Here is a 15,547-nt window from a genome sequence, read left to right on the forward strand (position 1 = left end):
GTGGGGATCAGTGCGGCGCGGGGGCGAAGAAATCGGGCGGCAGCTGCGCCCGGATCTCGGCTCCGGCGTCGGCACCCAGCGACTCGGCGTCGGCCGCCTTGCCGCGGCGCTCGGCCCGGAAGATGGTCCGACCGTCATGGGACAGCACCTTGGCGCGCAGATGCAGGTCGTCGCCGTCCAGCACCGCCAGCGCGGCGATCGGGGTGCGGCAGGAGCCGTCCAGCGCAGCCAGCAGCGCGCGTTCCGCCGTGACGCGGACCATGGTCTCCGCGCAGTTCAGCGGGGCCAGCAAGGCGCGGGTGGCGTCGTCGTCACTGCGGATTTCGATACCGATGGCGCCCTGGGCGACCGCGGGCAGCATCGTCTCGGGTTCCAGCACCGCGGTGATGCGGTCGGTCAGGCCGAGGCGGCGCAGGCCGGCCAGCGCCAGCAGGGTGGCGTCGACCTCGCCGGCGTCCAGCTTGGACAGGCGGGTCTGCACGTTGCCGCGCAGGGGGAAAATCTTCAGGTCGGGACGCAGTTCCAGCACCTGGGCCTGACGGCGCAGACCGGCGGTGCCGACCACCGATCCGGCAGGCAGGTCGGCCAGACCGCTGCCGGAGCGGGCGAAGAAGGCGTCGCGCGGATCCTCGCGCGGCAGCAGGGTGGCGATCTCCAGCCCGTCGGGAAGCTGGGTCGGCACGTCCTTCATCGAATGGACGGCGAGGTCGGCGCGGCCGTCGAACAGCGCCTCCTCCAGCTCCTTGGTGAACAGGCCTTTGCCGCCCGCTTCCGCCAGGGTGCGGTCGAGGATGCGGTCGCCGGTGGTCTTGAAGACGACGATCTCGATGGCGCCGGGGGCGGCCAGATGCGGATGGGCGGCGATCAGGCGGTCGCGGGTTTCATGGGCCTGCGCCAGCGCCAGCGGGCTGCCGCGCGTCCCGATACGGAGCGGGTGGGTCGTCATAGGGCGTGTTCTAGGGGATCCGCGCAGCTTTGCAAGGATTCGTCTGCCCCTCATACATAAGATTGAGGCTGATCAAATTTCACGCGCCCGCCTTCCCGCGCCCGCGTGCGCGCAACTCCATCCTGTACCCGGACCGCCAAGGCGGCTAGTTTGGCGCGATGATCGTTCTTGGAATCGAAACGAGCTGCGACGAGACGGCCGCCGCAATCGTCACCGACGCGCGCGAGATCCGCGCCGACGTCGTGCTGTCGCAACTGGACGACCACACGCCTTATGGCGGCGTCGTCCCGGAAATCGCCGCCCGCGCCCATCTGGAACATCTGGACGGGCTGATCCGCCGCGCGATGGCGGAGGCCGGAATCGGCTTCGGCGACCTGGATGCGGTGGCGGCCACCGGCGGGCCGGGGCTGATCGGCGGCGTCATCGTCGGCGTGATGACCGCCAAGGCCATCGCCGCGGCGCGCAACCTGCCCTTCGTCGCCGTCAACCATCTGGAAGGCCACGCGCTGACCGCGCGGCTGACCGACGACGTCGCCTTTCCCTACCTGCTGTTGCTGGTGTCCGGCGGCCATTGCCAGCTTCTGGCGGTGGAGGGGGTCGGGCGCTACCGCCGGCTCGGCACCACCATCGACGACGCGGTGGGCGAGGCCTTCGACAAGACCGCCAAGCTGCTGGGGCTGGGCTATCCCGGCGGGCCGCTGGTGGAGAAGGCGGCGGCGCGCGCAACCAACCCGGCGCGGTTCGAGCTGCCGAGGCCGATGCTGGGGCGTCCGGGCTGCAACTTTTCCTTCTCCGGGCTGAAGACCGCGGTGCGGCGGCATGTGGAGGAGTTGGGCAGTGTGCTGACGGACGCCGACCGCGACGACCTCGCCGCCGCCTTCCAGGCGACGGTGGCGGAGGTGCTGGCCGACCGCTGCGCCCGCGCCATCCGCCGCTTCAAGGAGGATCATCCGCAGGGCGGCGCCCTGGTGGTCGCCGGCGGTGTCGCCGCCAACAAGGCGATCCGCAGCCGGCTGGCGACCCTGGCGGAAAAGCAGCGCATGCCGTTCGTCGCCCCGCCGCTGCGCCTGTGCACCGACAACGCGGCGATGATCGCCTGGGCCGGGATCGAGCGTTTCCGCCTGGGCGAGAGCGACCCACTGAACTTCGCCCCCCGCCCGCGCTGGCCGCTGGACCCCACCGCGGCGCCGGTGATCGGGCGCGCGGGGGTTGGGGCGGGGGTGAAGGCGTGAAAATCTCCCTCTCCCGCCCCGGGAGAGGGAAGGGGCCCGCGAAGCGGGAAGGGTGAGGGGGAGCGCAAGGAGCCTTGCGGTTCGGGATCCTTGCTTTACCCCTCACCCTCCCCACCGCTTCGCGGCGGGTCCCCTCCCTCTCCCGGGACGGGAGAGGGCTTTGACCGGAATGGATACGTGGTGAGATGAAGACGATGCCCACCTCTCCCCTCAACCGCATCGGCGTCGTCGGCGGCGGCGCCTGGGGTACGGCGCTGGCCTTGGCGGCGCTGCGGGCCGGGCGGGAGACGCTGCTGTGGGCGCGCGAGCCGGCGGTGGTGGAGGCGATGAGCCTCCGCCGCGAGAACCGCGATTACCTGCCCGGCGTGCCGCTGCCCGACGCGTTGCGGGTCACCGGCGATCTGGCCGATCTCGGCGATTGCGACGCGGTGCTGCTGGTGTCGCCGGCCCAGCATGCGCGCAGCGTCACCGCACGGATGGCGCCGCTGCTGAAGCCGGGCGCGCCCGTCGTCGTCTGCGCCAAGGGGATCGAGCTGGACAGCCACGCGCTGATGAGCGAGGCGGTGGCGGCCTCCCTGCCGGGCGGCAATCCGGTGGCGATCCTGTCCGGCCCGACCTTCGCGGCGGAGGTGGCGCGCGGGCTGCCCACGGCGGTGACGCTGGCCTGCGCCGACGAGGCGCTGGGCACGGCGCTGGTCGCCGCGCTGGGCAGCCGCACCTTCCGGCCCTACCGCTCGGACGACGTCGTCGGCTCGCAGATCGGCGGGGCGGTGAAGAATGTGTTGGCCATCGCCTGCGGCGTGGTCGAGGGGCGGCGGCTGGGCGACAATGCCCGCGCCGCGCTGATCACCCGCGGGCTGGCCGAGATCACCCGGCTGGCGCTGGCGCTCGGCGGACGGGCGGAGACGCTGATGGGGCTGTCGGGGCTGGGCGACCTGACGCTGACCTGCTCCAGCCTGCAGTCGCGCAACATGTCTCTGGGGGCGGCGCTGGGCGAGGGCAAGGCGCTGGGCGAGATCCTGGCGGTGCGCCGGTCGGTGGCGGAGGGCGTCTATACCGCCGTCGCGGTGGTCGGGCTGGCGGCGAAGCTGGGCGTCGACATGCCGATCTGCGCCGCGGTCGACGCCATCCTGAACCGCGGCGCCGGGCTGGACGAGACCATCGACGGGCTGCTGTCGCGCCCCTTCCGCGGAGAGGGCGTTTAAGAGACGGCCTTCTCGGCCCAGCCGGCGGCGCGCACCGAGGGCGCGTGGGTGCGGCTGACCGGCACCTGCAGGCCGTTGGTCAGCCGCAGCGACAGCTTGCCGTCCGGCTTGCGCTCCACCGCCGTCACCGCCGAGGCGGCGACCCAATAGGAGCGATGGACCTGCCGGCCGTCGATGCCCGCCAGTTCCGCCACAGCGTCGCGCATCCGCATCAGGATCAGGTCGCTGCCCAGCGCGGTGTGGACGCGGACGTAATGGTCCTCCATCTCCAGCGCCAGCAGGTCGCGGCCCAGCCTGGACGGGATGCGGTCGAGGAACGGGGCGAAGCGGGGTGCTGCCGGGTCGCCGGTGACGGGGGACTCGGGCGGGGCGGGCGGCCGGTGGCCGACGATGCCGTGCTCCCGCAACTCCAGCCACACCGGCAGGGCCGACACCAGGGTGGTGACGACCAGCACATAGCCGAACAGCTCGGCCAGACCGGCGGGGGTGAGGAAATCCTGGCCGCGCAGCCGGTTTTCCAGCAGGGCGACCACCAGGGTCTGCAGGACGCCGACGGTCAGGAAGGCCGCGGCCAGCATCAGCGGCCATGTGCGCTCCAGATTCGGCAGGACCCGGCGGGCGACCAGCACCACCAGTTCGAACATCGACCAGCCGGTGGTGATCAGCCCGCCCCAATAGGCGAGCCGCGGGAAAAACCCCATCTCGCGAAATGTGCCGAACGGTCCCAGCAGAGCCAATGCTAGGATGGAGCCCGCCAGCAGCGGCAGGTGCCGGCGCAATATGCGGCGCCCATAAGGGACGGGCGGGGTGGAGGCGACGCCGTCCGGCATGGCCGCGTCACGCATCGCACGGTGCCCGGCCGGCCGGGAACCGCCAGGAAGGATTGGGGAATGAAGGCACGCCGTTGGTTCGCGCGTTGGTTTGCAAGCCGTCGATTCGCAAGGATGATCGCCCCGGTGACGCTGCTGGTGGTGGCCGCCGCAGGAACGGCCGCCGCCGGGGAGCTTCGCGCAACCGTCCGCAACGTCAAGCCCAATCAGGGCAAGGTGATGATCGCGCTGTTCGACAGTGCCGAGGCGCAGGCGGCGAAGGCGCCGCGCGCCGGCTATTTCGCCGCGGCGGTGGGGACGGATCTGGTCGCGGTCTTCCCCGACCTGCCGGCCGGGCGCTATGGGCTGATCGCCTTCCAGGACCTGGACAACAACGGGGAACTCGCCACCGGCCTGTTCGGCATCCCCGCCGAACCGCACGGCTTCAGCCGCTCCGCCCGCGGCAGCTTCGGCCCGCCTGGATTCGACGATTATGCGGTCCCGGTCGGCGCGTCGGGCGTGGCGACGACGGAGATCAGGCTGGTGGAGTAGGGCGCCTCACCCCCGCGGACAGCCCTCCTCGCGCCAGAGGGCGAGATAGTCCTCCAGGCCGCGGCCGGGAATTTCGTCGAATCGGCGCTCCAGCGCCATCAGGGTCTCCATGCGGTCGATGCGGAAGCTGCGGAACTCCTCCCGCAGCTCGCACCAGGCGCCCAGCGTCCAGACGCGGCCCCAGAAGAACAGGCCCAGCGGCTGGACCGCGCGGGCGGAATGGGTGCCGTCCTCGCGCCGGTAGTCGAACAGCACGACGCGCCTGGCGTTGATGGCGCAGCGCAGCACGTCCATCCGCTCGCGCAAGGGGGCGGGGAAGGAGAAGTCGGGAACGAAGACGCGGCTGTCGGCCAGTTCGCGCCGCCGCGCCTCCGGCACCACCGCCTCCACCTTGTCCAGCGCGCGGGCGGCGGCATCGGCCAAGCCGCCGCCGACCCAGGCGCGGGCGAGGCGGGCGCCGACCACCAGCGCCTCCACCTCCTCCCGGGTGAACATCAGCGGCGGCAGGTCGTAGCCGTCGCGCAGCAGATAGCCGACGCCGGCCTCGCCCTCCACCGGCACGCCGGAGGAGGCGAGGTCGCGCATGTCGCGGTAGACGGTGCGCTCCGACACCTCCAGGCAGCGCGCCAGTTCGGCAGCCGTCACCAGCCGCCCCTTGCGGAGATGCTGGACGATCTGGAACAGGCGGTCGGCGCGGCGCATGAAGGCGGCTCGGGTCGGCAGGGTCAGTGCATCGGGATCAGTGCATCGAATAGAGGCCGACGCGGTTGCCCTCGCTGTCGATGAACTGGGCGAAATAGCCGATCTCCGGGGTGATCAGCGTCTTCGGCACGACGATGGTGGCGCCGGCCTGCTCGGCACGGGCCAGCGGGGCGGACAGGTCGTCGCCGCCGTTCAGGTAGACGGTGGTGCCGTCGGCGCTGGGCTTGCACGCCTCGTGCTCGATCAGGCAGCCCTTCACGGCTTCGCCGTCGGCCGGGAAGACGGCCATCTTCATGCCGCTGGGGCAGGGCTCCTGGACCATCTTGGTGGCGAAGACGGCCTCGTAGAAGCGCACGGCACGGGCGAGGTCGGCGGCGGGGATTTCGAACCAGGTGGCGACATGCGGGTTGTTCATGGAACGGGCTCCTGACAAGTGGGGAAGGGATGTTCGTGGTTCGTGCCGGCACGCCCCCTTGATAGCACACCCCCTCCTGACAGCGTGATGTCAGGAGCAATCGGCGGCCTGAATTAAAATGGCCGGTCCCTTCAATGAAAATTGCGGCCCTTGGAGAAAGAGCCGGCGGCGGCCCGGTCTTCGCCGGTCAGTTCGGACAGCCGGTGGGTCAGGTCGAGCAGCGATTCCACGCGCAGATGCACGACGCCCTCGTGGTTCTGCACCCGGCCGGTGGCGGCCATCAGCCTCGCGGTCATGATCGGGCGGCGGAAGGTCTCGAAGGCGTCGGGCATGACGACGAGGTTGGCGATCCCGGTCTCGTCCTCCAGCGTGATGAAGACGACGCCCTCGGCGCTGCCCGGCCGCTGGCGGACCAGCACCAGCCCGGCGGTGGTCAGGCGCCGCCCGTCGCGCGTCTGCGCCAGCCGCTCCGCCGGGGTGATGCCGGGCAGGCCGTCGCGCAGCAGGGCCAGCGGGTGGGCCTTCAGCGACAGCGACAGGCTGGTGTAGTCCATCACCACATGCTCCCCCAGCGCCATGGCGGGCAGGGTGGCTTCGGGCTCTTCGGCCATCGGATTGTATGGGGGGCCGTCGAGTCGCGCGAACAGCGGCAGCGGCCGGTCGCCCAGCGCCCGCACCGCCCACAGCGCCGCCCGCCGGTCGAGCCCGACCGAGCGGAAGGCGTCGGCCTTCGCGAGCTTTTCCAATGCTGCGACCGGCAGGCGGGCGCGCTGCCACAAATCGTAGGGGTCGCGGTAGCCGCCGGCGCGGGAAAGGACGAGGGCGTCGGCGTGCTCGGGGCTGAAGCCCTTGATGAGGCGGAGGCCGAGGCGGAGGTGGAGGCGCTTCTCCCTCTTCCCCCCGGGGAGAGGGTCGGGGTGAGGGGGATGCACCGCGGGAATCTCTTCGGCTCCGCCGAGCCCCCTCATCCTAACCTTCTCCCCGCTTTCGGCGGACCTATGGTCCGCCTGTCGCGTCAGCGCAAACTTCGTTTGCGCGTGAGCGGGGGGGAGAAGGGACTGGTGCTGGGGTTCGATGGTGCAATCCCATCCCGACAGGTTCACATCCGGCGGCAGCACCTCCACGCCATGCTCCCGCGCGTCGCGGACGATCTGGGCGGGGGCGTAAAACCCCATCGGCTGGCTGTTCAGCAGTGCGGCGGCGAAGATGGCTGGGTGGTGGCGCTTGATCCAGGCGGAGACATAGACCAGCCGCGCGAAGCTGGCGGCATGGCTTTCCGGGAAGCCGTATTCGCCGAAGCCCTCGATCTGCTGGAAACAGCGTTCGGCGAAGGCGGGGTCGCAGCCATTGGCAATCATGCCGGCGATGAACTTGTCGTGGAACAGGCGCACCTGGCCCGTCCGGCGGAAGGCGGCCATGGCGCGGCGCAGCTGGTCGGCCTCCTCGGCGGTGAAGCCGGCGCCGACCATCGCGACCTTCATAGCCTGCTCCTGGAACAGCGGCACGCCCAGCGTCTTGTAGAGGACCGGCTTCAGCGCCGGCATCGGGTAGGTGATGTCCTCCGCCCCGCTGCGGCGCCGCAGATAGGGATGAACCATGCCGCCCTGGATCGGACCGGGGCGGACGATGGCGACCTCGATCACCAGATCGTAGAAGGTCTGCGGCTTCAGCCGGGGCAGCATGCTCATCTGCGCGCGGCTTTCGACCTGGAAGACGCCCAGGCTGTCGGCGCGGCAGAGCATTTCGTAGACCGCCGGGTCCTCCTTGGGCAGGCTGTCGAGCGTCCGGCGTTGCCCGTGCACCTGTTCGATCAGGTCGAAGGCGCGACGGATGCAGGTCAGCATGCCCAACGCCAGAACGTCGACCTTCAGGATGCCGAGCGCGTCGATGTCGTCCTTGTCCCATTCGATGGTGGTCCGGTCTTCCATCGCCGCGTTGGCGACCGGGCAGAGGTCGGACAGCGGGCCGCGGGTGATGACGAAGCCGCCGACATGCTGCGACAGGTGGCGGGGAAAGCCGATCAGTTCGTTGGCCAGTTCCAGCGTCCGCTGCAGGCGCGGGTCGTCAGGGGCGAGGCCGAGCGAGCGGGCGCGCTCCCCGTCCACGCCCTGGCTGCTCCAGCCCCAGATCGTTCCGGTCAGCCGCGCCACCAGATCGGCCGACAGCCCCATCGCCTTGCCGACCTCGCGCAACGCGCTGCGGGCGCGGTATCGGATGACGGTGGCGGTCAGGCCGGCGCGGGCGCGGCCGTATTTCCTGTAGATGTACTGGATCACCTCCTCGCGCCGTTCATGCTCGAAATCGACGTCGATGTCCGGCGGCTCGCCGCGGGCGGCGGAGATGAAGCGCTCGAACAGCAGATCGATTTCGGTCGGATCGACCGAGGTGATGCCCAGGCAATAGCAGACGACGGAATTGGCGGCGCTGCCGCGCCCCTGGCAGAGGATGCCCTGTTCCCTGGCGAAGCGGACGATGTCGTGGACGGTCAGGAAATAGGGGGCGTAGCCCTGGCCGGCGATCAGGGCCAGTTCGCGCTCCACGGTCTGCCGGACCGGATCGGGGATGCCGCCGGGATACTTCCCGGCCGCACCCTTCCAGGTCAGGATTTCCAGCGTGTCCTGCGGATCGCGCCCCTCCGCCACCTCGTCGGGGTACTCGTAGCGCAGCTCGTCCAGCGAGAAGCGGCAGGCCTCGGCGATCTCCAGGCTGCGGGCGACGGCGTCGGGGTGGTCGCGGAACAGGCGCACCATCTCGACGGCCGGCTTCAGGTGGCGCTCGGCATTGGCGGACAGCCGCCATCCGGCCTCGTCGATGGTGGTGTGGTGGCGGATGCAGGTCATCACGTCGGCCAGCGCCCGCCGCCCGGCGCCGTGATAGAGCACGTCGTTGGTGGCGACCAGCGGCACCCCCTCCGCCTCCGCCAGCCCGGCCAGCCAGCGCAGCCGCCGGCCGTCGTCGCCCTGGTAGCGGTGGCTCGCCGCCAGATAGAGCTGCCCGCGCGCCAGCCCACCGCGCCAGGCGCGCAGCTCGCGCAGGAACGACTCGTCGCGCCGGTCGGGCGACAGCAGCAGGAACAGCATGCCTTCGGCATGGGCCAGCACGTCGGCGCGGGCGATGAAGCACTCCCCCTTCGGCGCCCGCATCTTGCCCAGCGTCAGCAGCCGCGACAGCCGGGCATAGGCGGCGCGGTCGGTCGGGTAGGCCAGCAGGCTGTCGGCGTCGGTCAGGTCCAGCCGGCAGCCGATCAGCGCCCGGATGCCGGCCTTCTTCGCCGCCGCATGCATCTGCACCACGCCGGCCAGCGAATTGCGGTCCGTCACCCCCACCGCCGCCAGCCCCAGCGCCGCAGCGGTCAGCGCCAGCTCGTCAGGGTGCGACGCCCCCTCCAGGAAGCTGAAGCTGGTGGCGACCTGCAGTTCGGCGTAACGGATCATGGCAAGGCTCCCCGGCGCTGGCGGATGGGTGCGCGCGGGGATGATAGTCCGGAAATGGGATTGGTGTCATTATTGTGGCGGGGCGTGTCGGCTTCGATTGCCCCCACCCTGACCCTCCCCCGCTGGGCGGGGGAGGGGATTAAGTGCTTGTTCGATAGAGCGGCGGCAGTCCCCCCTGCCCAGCTCTCGCACAAAGCAGGGCTTTGTGCTGACGCGGCAGGCGGACCGCAGGTCCGCTGAGAGCGGGGGAGGTTAGGTGGGGGTTATCGAAGCCACACCCTACCCCAGATAGGACTCCACACCCATGACCGTGAAGCCCTTGTTCTCGGGGAAGCGGGCGTTGACCTTCTCGCGGGCCTTCTTCTCGTCCAGTGCCCAGACCAGGAAGCGGCGGCCGCGCTTCCAGCTGTCCAGCGCGGTGGGGGTGAGGTTGGCGTTGACGCGGGCGCCGTATTCGATGTTGACCACCCGCAGAAGCCAGCCCTGGTCCTTCTGGGTGCGGCGGTCGTCCAGCACATAGATGCGGCGGTCGGCGGCACCGACGGCCTTCAGGCGCTGTTCCAGATCCTCGCAGCCCAGCTCGGCCATCGCCTTGCGGCGGCGGGCGTCGCGCAGGTCGCGGGCCTGCTGCAGCGTGACGCGGGCGACCTTCTTGATCCGCTCCACCTGCGCCTGCTTGCGCGAGACGGCGTTGGCGATCCGCTCCTCCGAGGTCTTCAGCCGGCGCATGGCCAGCAGAAGCGACACGGACAGGGAGGCGAGGCCGACCAGACCGGCGAAGATGTAGGGCATGCTGTCCATGGCGCGTCCTTATCTCAACCGGATCTCAACCGGCCTTGGCGACGGGAGCGTCGGCGGACAGGAACTCCTGCATCCGCGTCACCGCATAACCGAAGGCCGGGGGGTAGCGCCGCTCGATCTCCGTCCGCGCCTCCGCCATCGACCGCGCCCACACCTCGATCATCTGCGGCTGGGCCCAAGTGGGGTCGACCAGCGCATGCTGGCTCTGCTGGGCGGCGCCGGTGCCGACATATTTGTTCACGACCATCGCGACGTAGCATGGGCTGCCCTGGACCTCCTCGCCGATCAGGCGGACCAGCCGTTCCCCGGACTGCCGCGAGTCCTCGATCTGGCGTTCCATCACCTTGCGGCGGCGCAGAACGTCCTCCACCGTGCCGTCCAGCTCCTTCAGCTCGCGGATGCGGTCGGCACGGCGGGCTTCGAACTTCGTTTCCATCTTGGCGCGGCGGGCGATGACGTCGCGCACCCCCTCCGACCCGTGGCGCCGCTCGATGGCGCGCTCACCGAGCACGATGACGAGCTTGCCGATGCCGAACCCCAGGCCCGCCAGCCCGAAGGCGGAGATGAGCGCGTTGCCGTAGTCCTGCCACATGTGCGAATCCCCGATCGGGAGCACCATCCGGATGGATGCCTCCAACGATAGGAGTAACCCCTGGCTTCCCGCCGTTCAATCGCCGCGCTGTAACGATATTTCACATGAAACACCCCACCGCCGGGATCTCAGCGCCTAACCGGGCGCCCGTTCCACCCGGTTGCGGCCGGCCTGCTTGGCGGCGCGGAGCGCCCGCTCGGCGCGGTGCAGGGTCTGTTCGACGCCGGGCTCGCCGGGCAGCCAGTGGGCGATCCCGATGCTGGCGGTGACGGCGACAGCGACGGTGGCGGCACGGTCTTCCACGATGATCGGGCTGCCGGCCAGGGCGGCGCGCACCCGTTCCGCCACCACGGCGGCACCGGCGGAGTCGGTCTCCGGCAGCAGCACGACGAATTCCTCCCCGCCGGAACGGGCGACATGGTCGGAGATGCGCAACGCCGCCCGCATCCGCTTCACCACCACGCGCAGCACCGCGTCGCCGGCGGCGTCGCCATGGGCGTCGTTGACCGCCTTGAACCCGTCGAGGTCGAGCAGGAAGACCGTCAGCGGCCGGCCATAGCGCCGCGCCCGCGCCAGTTCCGCCGCCGCCAGTTCCAGGAAGCGGCGGCGGTTCCACACGCCGGTCAGCGGATCCAGCACGGCCAGCCGGTTCAGGCGGACGGTCGCCTCCTCCAGCGCGCGGGTGCGCTCGGCAAGCTGCCCCTCCAGCGCCTCGAGTGCGGCATAGGCGCGCAACGCCGTCACCACGCTGGTGAACAGCCGGCGGGCGGTCAGCTCCGTCTTCGCGGTGTAGCCGTCGATCTCGTAGGCGAGGACGAGGTCCTCCTCCGCGACCTGCGCCGGCTGGCCGGTGCGCAGGACGATGCGGACGGCCCGGTTGCCCAAATCCTCCCGGATGGTGCGGACCAGCCGCAGGCCGGCATCCTCCGTCTCCATCACCACGTCGAGCAGGATGACCGCGATGCCGGGCGTGTCGCGCAGGATGCGCTCCGCCTCCGCGGCGCTGGTGCAGTCCAGCAGGCGGACGGGCCGGCCGCGGAAGCGCAGGCGGGCCAGCGCCAGCCGGGTGACGGCATGCACCTCCGGCTCGTCATCGGCGACCAGCACCAGCCAGGGCGGGGAATGACGGTCCGGGATGTCGGAGTCGGATCGGTCCGGGAGCGGTGCTGCGGGGGACTCGTCCGAGGCGAACAGGAAATCGTTGGACATGGCTGCCGGCTCGGAGCTCCGCGCGGTACACGTATGAATGGAAGCACGTTGACGCGGTGGATGCAACGGTGCCGAGTGCCGCGCTCCGTCGCATGGGAACGGACCACCGAAAGGGTGTAATCGGCGGGGGATCGGACCGCCCGGCGGCGCGTTTCGCCATTCGGTGCTTGCGCGGCCACCGCGAGCCACCTTAGGCATGGCTGTGCGTATGCCAATGATCGGTCCGGACGATGTGCAGGGCAGGCCGGCGGCGGTCCTCTACGGACGCAGTGAAACGGGACAGGAGCGGACCGGGTTATGGAAGCAGGCATGGATGGGCGGGAGCATGCGGCGAAGCTGCGCGCGCTCGCGCTGGGGGCGCTGGGTGTCGTCTATGGCGACATCGGCACCAGCCCGCTCTACACGCTGCGCGAATGCCTGACCGAGGGCGGCGGCTTTCCGCTGGTGCCGGAAGTCATCCTGGGCGTGCTGTCGCTGATCTTCTGGGCGTTGATCATCACGGTGACGGTGAAGTACGTCGTCTTCGTCATGCGCGCCGACAACCAGGGCGAAGGCGGCATCCTGGCGCTGACCGCGCTGGCGCTGCGCGGCATGCGGCCGGGGCACCGGCGCACCGGCGTCGTCATGGCCATCGGCGTGATGGGCGCCTCGCTGTTCTACGGCGACAGCCTGATCACCCCCGCCATCTCGGTTCTGAGCGCGGTGGAGGGGCTGCATGTCGTGGCCCCCGCCCTGGACGACTACGTCATCCCCATCACGCTGACCATCCTGATCGGGCTGTTCGTGCTGCAGCGCTTCGGGACGGAGAAGGTCGGCCGGCTGTTCGGGCCGGTGATGCTGGTCTGGTTCATCACGCTGGGCGTGCTGGGGCTGTGGCAGATCGTGCGCTATCCCGGCGTGCTGGCCGCGGTCTGGCCCGGCCATGCCGTGGAGATGCTGTTCAACCACGGCTGGCACGGCTTCCTGCTGCTGGGAGCCGTGGTTCTGGCGGTGACGGGGGCGGAAGCGCTCTATGCCGACATGGGCCATTTCGGCCGCAAGCCGATCCGCGGCGCCTGGTACACCATCGTGCTGCCGTCGCTTCTGCTGTGCTATTTCGGCCAGGGCGCCCTGCTGCTGCATGAACCGGATGCGATCGAGAACCCCTTCTTCCATCTGGCGCCGGACTGGGCGCAGGTGCCGCTTCTGCTGCTGGCGACCGCGGCGACCATCATCGCCGGGCAGGCGGTGATCTCCGGCGCCTATTCGGTGACGCTGCAGGCGATGCACCTGCGCTATCTGCCGCGGATGGAGGTGATGCACACCTCGGAGCATGAGAAGGGCCAGATCTACATGCCGCAGCTGAACTGGCTGCTGCTGGCCGGCGTTCTCATGCTGGTGCTGACCTTCCAGACCTCCAGCAACCTCGCCGCCGCCTACGGCATCGCGGTGACGGGCACGATGGTGGCGACCACGCTGCTGGCCTACAAGGTCGCGCGCTCGCTCGGCCGCTGGAAGCTGTGGCAGGCGGTGCTGGCGCTGGCGGTGTTCCTGACCGTCGACATGGCGCTGTTCCTGGCCAACCTCGTCAAGGTGGAGGAGGGCGGCTGGTTCCCGCTGGTGGTCGGTGCGGCAGTCTTCCTGCTGATGGCGACATGGCGCCGCGGGCGCGAGGTGGTGCGCAAGCGGCTGGCCGAGGATGCGCTGCCCTTCGACCTGCTGGTGGAGCGGCTGAAGGGCGGGTCGGTGCAGCGGGTTCCGGGCACCGCGGTGTTCCTGACCGGCAACCCGCGCGGCCTGCCGCCGGGGCTGCTGCACAGCCTGAAGCATTACAAGGTGCTGCACCAGCGGGTCGTGCTGCTGACCGTCGACATCGAGGACGTGCCCCATGTGCCGGACGAGCGGCGCTTCGAGTTGAAGGCGCTGTCCGCCGGCTTCTTCCGCCTGATCGTCCATTTCGGCTTCAAGGACGAGCCGGACATCCCACAGGCGCTGGAGACGAAGCGGATTCCAGGATTGCCGTTCGAGCCGATGGAGACCACCTATTTCGTCAGCCGCGAGACGCTGATCCGCAGCCACGGCAAGCTCGGCCTGCCGCGCTGGCAGGAACCGCTGTTCATCTTCCTGTCGAAACTGTCGACCAGCGCGTCGGAATATTTCTGCATCCCGCCCAACCGTGTGGTCGAGCTGGGAATGCAGCTGGAGATTTAGGGCGGATTCGGCCGGGCCAACTCCCGGCGAAGCGATCAGCGCCGGGAAATCACCGCCGGGAAATCACCGCCGCACCATCGGCGCCAGATCCTTGCGGATGCCGGCGTCGAGACGGGCGTTCAGGTCGTCCATCATCCGGCGGGTGATCTCCAGGAAGGTCGCCTCGCGGTCGGCCAGCGAGATGTTTTCCGCCACGGTGGTGGAATGGGTGACGCTGGAGCGGGTCACGCCGCGGAAGCCGCCATTGCCGGTGTCCGGCACCTCGCCGGTGATCTCCACCTCGATCCGGCCGTCATAGCGCTGGGCCTGATCGTTGGTGAAATAGCCGGTGAGGCCCTTCTTGGTGGGCAGCGCCACCTCGACGATGCTGGCGTCGCGGATGGTGACGCGCACGCGCCCCGTGCCGCCGGCCGCCTGCAGCCGCTCCGCCGCCCAGCGCCGCACCGCTTCGGCCGGCGGCACCGCGGAGCGTCCCTCCACATGCTTGGCCCCCATCGGGCGGTAGGCGTCGACCACGTCGATGGTGCCGGCATTCAGCACGATCGGCCCGAAATTGGAGAAATCGACCGGGCGCGGCGCCGGCCGCGGCGGCGTGCTCTGGCAGGCGGCAAGCAGGAGGGTGGTCGTTCCGGCGGCAAGGACAAGGCGGCGCGACAGCATGGGGGCTCCGGGTGAGGGAGAAGTTGGACAAGGGGGCGGCACTATAGCCGGCAAGGCGGGCCGGTGCATCACGCCCATTCCGGTGAACGCCTTCCGGACTTCTTCAGCCGTCCGGGAGGTCGCCGAGCACGACCGGCAGGTCGCGGGCACCGTGAAGGATGCGGACGATCAACGGCGGCCGGCGCTCGGCATTGTAGACGACGATATAGGGAAAGCCGGTCAGGCTGACGAAGCGGTAGGGCGGGGCGGCCAAGTCCGGGCGCTGCGTTCCGACCAGGGTATGGGTGCCGATTCGCTGTGCCGTCCGGGCGAGGGTATCGCGCAAGGCGCGGGCGGCGCCGGGATTGTCCTGGGCGATCCAGCGGATTGCCGTCAGCAGGTCACGGCGCGCAGCCGGCGACAGCAGTGCTGTGGTCATCGGCCGCGGGAGCCGCTGTGGGATGCGGCGCTGGCTTCGATGATCGCATCGGCTTCGGCCAGGACATCGTCGATGGCCACGCTGCCGTCACGGTCGGCTTCGGCCTCGGCCTGGAGCAGCATGGCGTTGAAGGTCTGCCGCCGCTCCTCGGCCTCCTGCAGCAGACGCAGGCCGGAGCGCACCACTTCGCTCACATTGTTGTAGCGCCCGCCTTCGACGCAGTCGCGGGCGAACCGCTCCAACTCCGGGGTGAGATGCACGTTGGTCGCCATCGCCGCCGTCCCCATCAAGATCATATGTCAAGCTTTGACATAGAGTATGGGTGAGGCCGGCGGGGAGCGCAAGCGGACGGCCGGCGCCTTCCGGCACCGGCCGCCAACAC

15 protein-coding genes are annotated in these 15,547 nt (G+C 70.2%); 4 read left to right on the plus strand and 11 right to left on the minus strand.

Annotated elements, in window-relative coordinates; genetic code table 11:
- Positions 1 to 7 precede the first annotated feature (7 nt).
- A complete protein-coding gene (gene hemC / locus F1643_RS05490; RefSeq protein ID WP_149227960.1) occupies positions 8 to 946 on the minus strand; it encodes a hydroxymethylbilane synthase in 939 nt (312 codons plus the stop codon).
- A gap of 158 nt (positions 947 to 1,104) precedes the next feature.
- On the opposite strand from hemC, the gene tsaD reads away from it, so the two are divergent.
- A complete protein-coding gene (tsaD, locus tag F1643_RS05495) occupies positions 1,105 to 2,178 on the plus strand; it encodes a tRNA (adenosine(37)-N6)-threonylcarbamoyltransferase complex transferase subunit TsaD (protein ID WP_194911577.1) in 1,074 nt (357 codons plus the stop codon).
- A gap of 185 nt (positions 2,179 to 2,363) precedes the next feature.
- Positions 2,364 to 3,383 carry an NAD(P)H-dependent glycerol-3-phosphate dehydrogenase gene (locus F1643_RS05500; protein ID WP_194911579.1) on the plus strand — a complete coding sequence of 340 codons (1,020 nt, stop codon included), beginning with the start codon at positions 2,364 to 2,366 and terminating at the stop codon, positions 3,381 to 3,383.
- On the opposite strand, the gene F1643_RS05505 is transcribed toward F1643_RS05500, so the two are convergent.
- Positions 3,380 to 4,228, minus strand: coding sequence for a LytTR family DNA-binding domain-containing protein (locus F1643_RS05505; RefSeq protein WP_255542436.1), 849 nt, complete (start codon positions 4,226 to 4,228; stop codon positions 3,380 to 3,382). The genes F1643_RS05500 and F1643_RS05505 overlap by 4 nt on opposite strands.
- 99 nt (positions 4,229 to 4,327) lie before the next feature.
- Here F1643_RS05505 and F1643_RS05510 point away from each other — a divergent pair, with 99 nt between their 5' ends.
- Entirely contained in the window at positions 4,328 to 4,744 is a 417-nt protein-coding gene (locus F1643_RS05510; protein WP_194911581.1) for a DUF2141 domain-containing protein, read from the plus strand.
- Between the two features lie 6 nt (positions 4,745 to 4,750).
- Here F1643_RS05510 and F1643_RS05515 read toward each other — a convergent pair whose 3' ends face one another.
- The 6 genes from F1643_RS05515 to F1643_RS05540 all read right to left on the minus strand — a co-directional run bounded on the left by F1643_RS05515 (position 4,751) and on the right by F1643_RS05540 (position 11,897).
- Complete coding sequence (locus F1643_RS05515; protein ID WP_149227949.1) at positions 4,751 to 5,446, minus strand: YafY family protein; 696 nt, start codon at positions 5,444 to 5,446, stop codon at positions 4,751 to 4,753.
- Between the two features lie 37 nt (positions 5,447 to 5,483).
- Positions 5,484 to 5,861, minus strand: coding sequence for a VOC family protein (locus F1643_RS05520; protein WP_194911584.1), 378 nt, complete (start codon positions 5,859 to 5,861; stop codon positions 5,484 to 5,486).
- A 131-nt stretch (positions 5,862 to 5,992) separates the two neighbouring features.
- On the minus strand, positions 5,993 to 9,295 hold the full coding sequence (locus F1643_RS05525; RefSeq protein WP_194911585.1) for an error-prone DNA polymerase: 3,303 nt from the start codon (positions 9,293 to 9,295) through the stop codon (positions 5,993 to 5,995).
- 279 nt (positions 9,296 to 9,574) lie between these two features.
- On the minus strand, positions 9,575 to 10,096 hold the full coding sequence (locus F1643_RS05530; RefSeq protein WP_149227943.1) for a hypothetical protein: 522 nt from the start codon (positions 10,094 to 10,096) through the stop codon (positions 9,575 to 9,577).
- Between the two features lie 25 nt (positions 10,097 to 10,121).
- Positions 10,122 to 10,688, minus strand: coding sequence for a hypothetical protein (locus F1643_RS05535; protein WP_194911587.1), 567 nt, complete (start codon positions 10,686 to 10,688; stop codon positions 10,122 to 10,124).
- Positions 10,689 to 10,823: 135 nt separating this feature from the next.
- On the minus strand, positions 10,824 to 11,897 hold the full coding sequence (locus F1643_RS05540) for a diguanylate cyclase (protein ID WP_194911596.1): 1,074 nt from the start codon (positions 11,895 to 11,897) through the stop codon (positions 10,824 to 10,826).
- A gap of 309 nt (positions 11,898 to 12,206) precedes the next feature.
- On the opposite strand from F1643_RS05540, the gene F1643_RS05545 reads away from it, so the two are divergent.
- Positions 12,207 to 14,087, plus strand: coding sequence for a potassium transporter Kup (locus F1643_RS05545; RefSeq protein WP_255542437.1), 1,881 nt, complete (start codon positions 12,207 to 12,209; stop codon positions 14,085 to 14,087).
- Positions 14,088 to 14,150: 63 nt separating this feature from the next.
- Here the strand turns inward: F1643_RS05545 and F1643_RS05550 are convergent, their stop codons facing one another.
- The 3 genes from F1643_RS05550 to F1643_RS05560 form a co-directional block, all read right to left on the minus strand.
- A complete protein-coding gene (locus F1643_RS05550) occupies positions 14,151 to 14,747 on the minus strand; it encodes a hypothetical protein (protein ID WP_194911600.1) in 597 nt (198 codons plus the stop codon).
- A gap of 103 nt (positions 14,748 to 14,850) precedes the next feature.
- Positions 14,851 to 15,165: a type II toxin-antitoxin system RelE/ParE family toxin gene (locus F1643_RS05555; RefSeq protein ID WP_149227933.1), complete on the minus strand. Its 315-nt coding sequence runs from the start codon at positions 15,163 to 15,165 to the stop codon at positions 14,851 to 14,853.
- On the minus strand, positions 15,162 to 15,437 hold the full coding sequence (locus F1643_RS05560; protein ID WP_194911602.1) for a type II toxin-antitoxin system ParD family antitoxin: 276 nt from the start codon (positions 15,435 to 15,437) through the stop codon (positions 15,162 to 15,164). Before F1643_RS05560 ends, F1643_RS05555 begins: the two co-directional genes overlap by 4 nt.
- Positions 15,438 to 15,547: the final 110 nt, after the last annotated feature.

Origin of the sequence: Azospirillum sp. INR13, assembly GCF_015390205.1 — a bacterium.
Taxonomy (GTDB): domain Bacteria; phylum Pseudomonadota; class Alphaproteobacteria; order Azospirillales; family Azospirillaceae; genus Azospirillum.

Coding starts and splice junctions, on each gene's coding strand:
- F1643_RS05540 (WP_194911596.1), bottom strand. CDS start 11,897: ATGTCCAACGATTTCCTGTTCGCCTCGGACGAGTCCCCCGCAGCACCG.
- F1643_RS05500 (WP_194911579.1), top strand. CDS start 2,364: ATGAAGACGATGCCCACCTCTCCCCTCAACCGCATCGGCGTCGTCGGC.
- F1643_RS05555 (WP_149227933.1), bottom strand. CDS start 15,165: ATGACCACAGCACTGCTGTCGCCGGCTGCGCGCCGTGACCTGCTGACG.
- F1643_RS05515 (WP_149227949.1), bottom strand. CDS start 5,446: ATGCGCCGCGCCGACCGCCTGTTCCAGATCGTCCAGCATCTCCGCAAG.
- F1643_RS05550 (WP_194911600.1), bottom strand. CDS start 14,747: ATGCTGTCGCGCCGCCTTGTCCTTGCCGCCGGAACGACCACCCTCCTG.
- F1643_RS05520 (WP_194911584.1), bottom strand. CDS start 5,861: ATGAACAACCCGCATGTCGCCACCTGGTTCGAAATCCCCGCCGCCGAC.
- hemC (WP_149227960.1), bottom strand. CDS start 946: ATGACGACCCACCCGCTCCGTATCGGGACGCGCGGCAGCCCGCTGGCG.
- F1643_RS05525 (WP_194911585.1), bottom strand. CDS start 9,295: ATGATCCGTTACGCCGAACTGCAGGTCGCCACCAGCTTCAGCTTCCTG.
- F1643_RS05530 (WP_149227943.1), bottom strand. CDS start 10,096: ATGGACAGCATGCCCTACATCTTCGCCGGTCTGGTCGGCCTCGCCTCC.
- F1643_RS05535 (WP_194911587.1), bottom strand. CDS start 10,688: ATGTGGCAGGACTACGGCAACGCGCTCATCTCCGCCTTCGGGCTGGCG.
- F1643_RS05560 (WP_194911602.1), bottom strand. CDS start 15,437: ATGGCGACCAACGTGCATCTCACCCCGGAGTTGGAGCGGTTCGCCCGC.
- F1643_RS05545 (WP_255542437.1), top strand. CDS start 12,207: ATGGATGGGCGGGAGCATGCGGCGAAGCTGCGCGCGCTCGCGCTGGGG.
- F1643_RS05510 (WP_194911581.1), top strand. CDS start 4,328: ATGATCGCCCCGGTGACGCTGCTGGTGGTGGCCGCCGCAGGAACGGCC.
- tsaD (WP_194911577.1), top strand. CDS start 1,105: ATGATCGTTCTTGGAATCGAAACGAGCTGCGACGAGACGGCCGCCGCA.
- F1643_RS05505 (WP_255542436.1), bottom strand. CDS start 4,228: ATGCGTGACGCGGCCATGCCGGACGGCGTCGCCTCCACCCCGCCCGTC.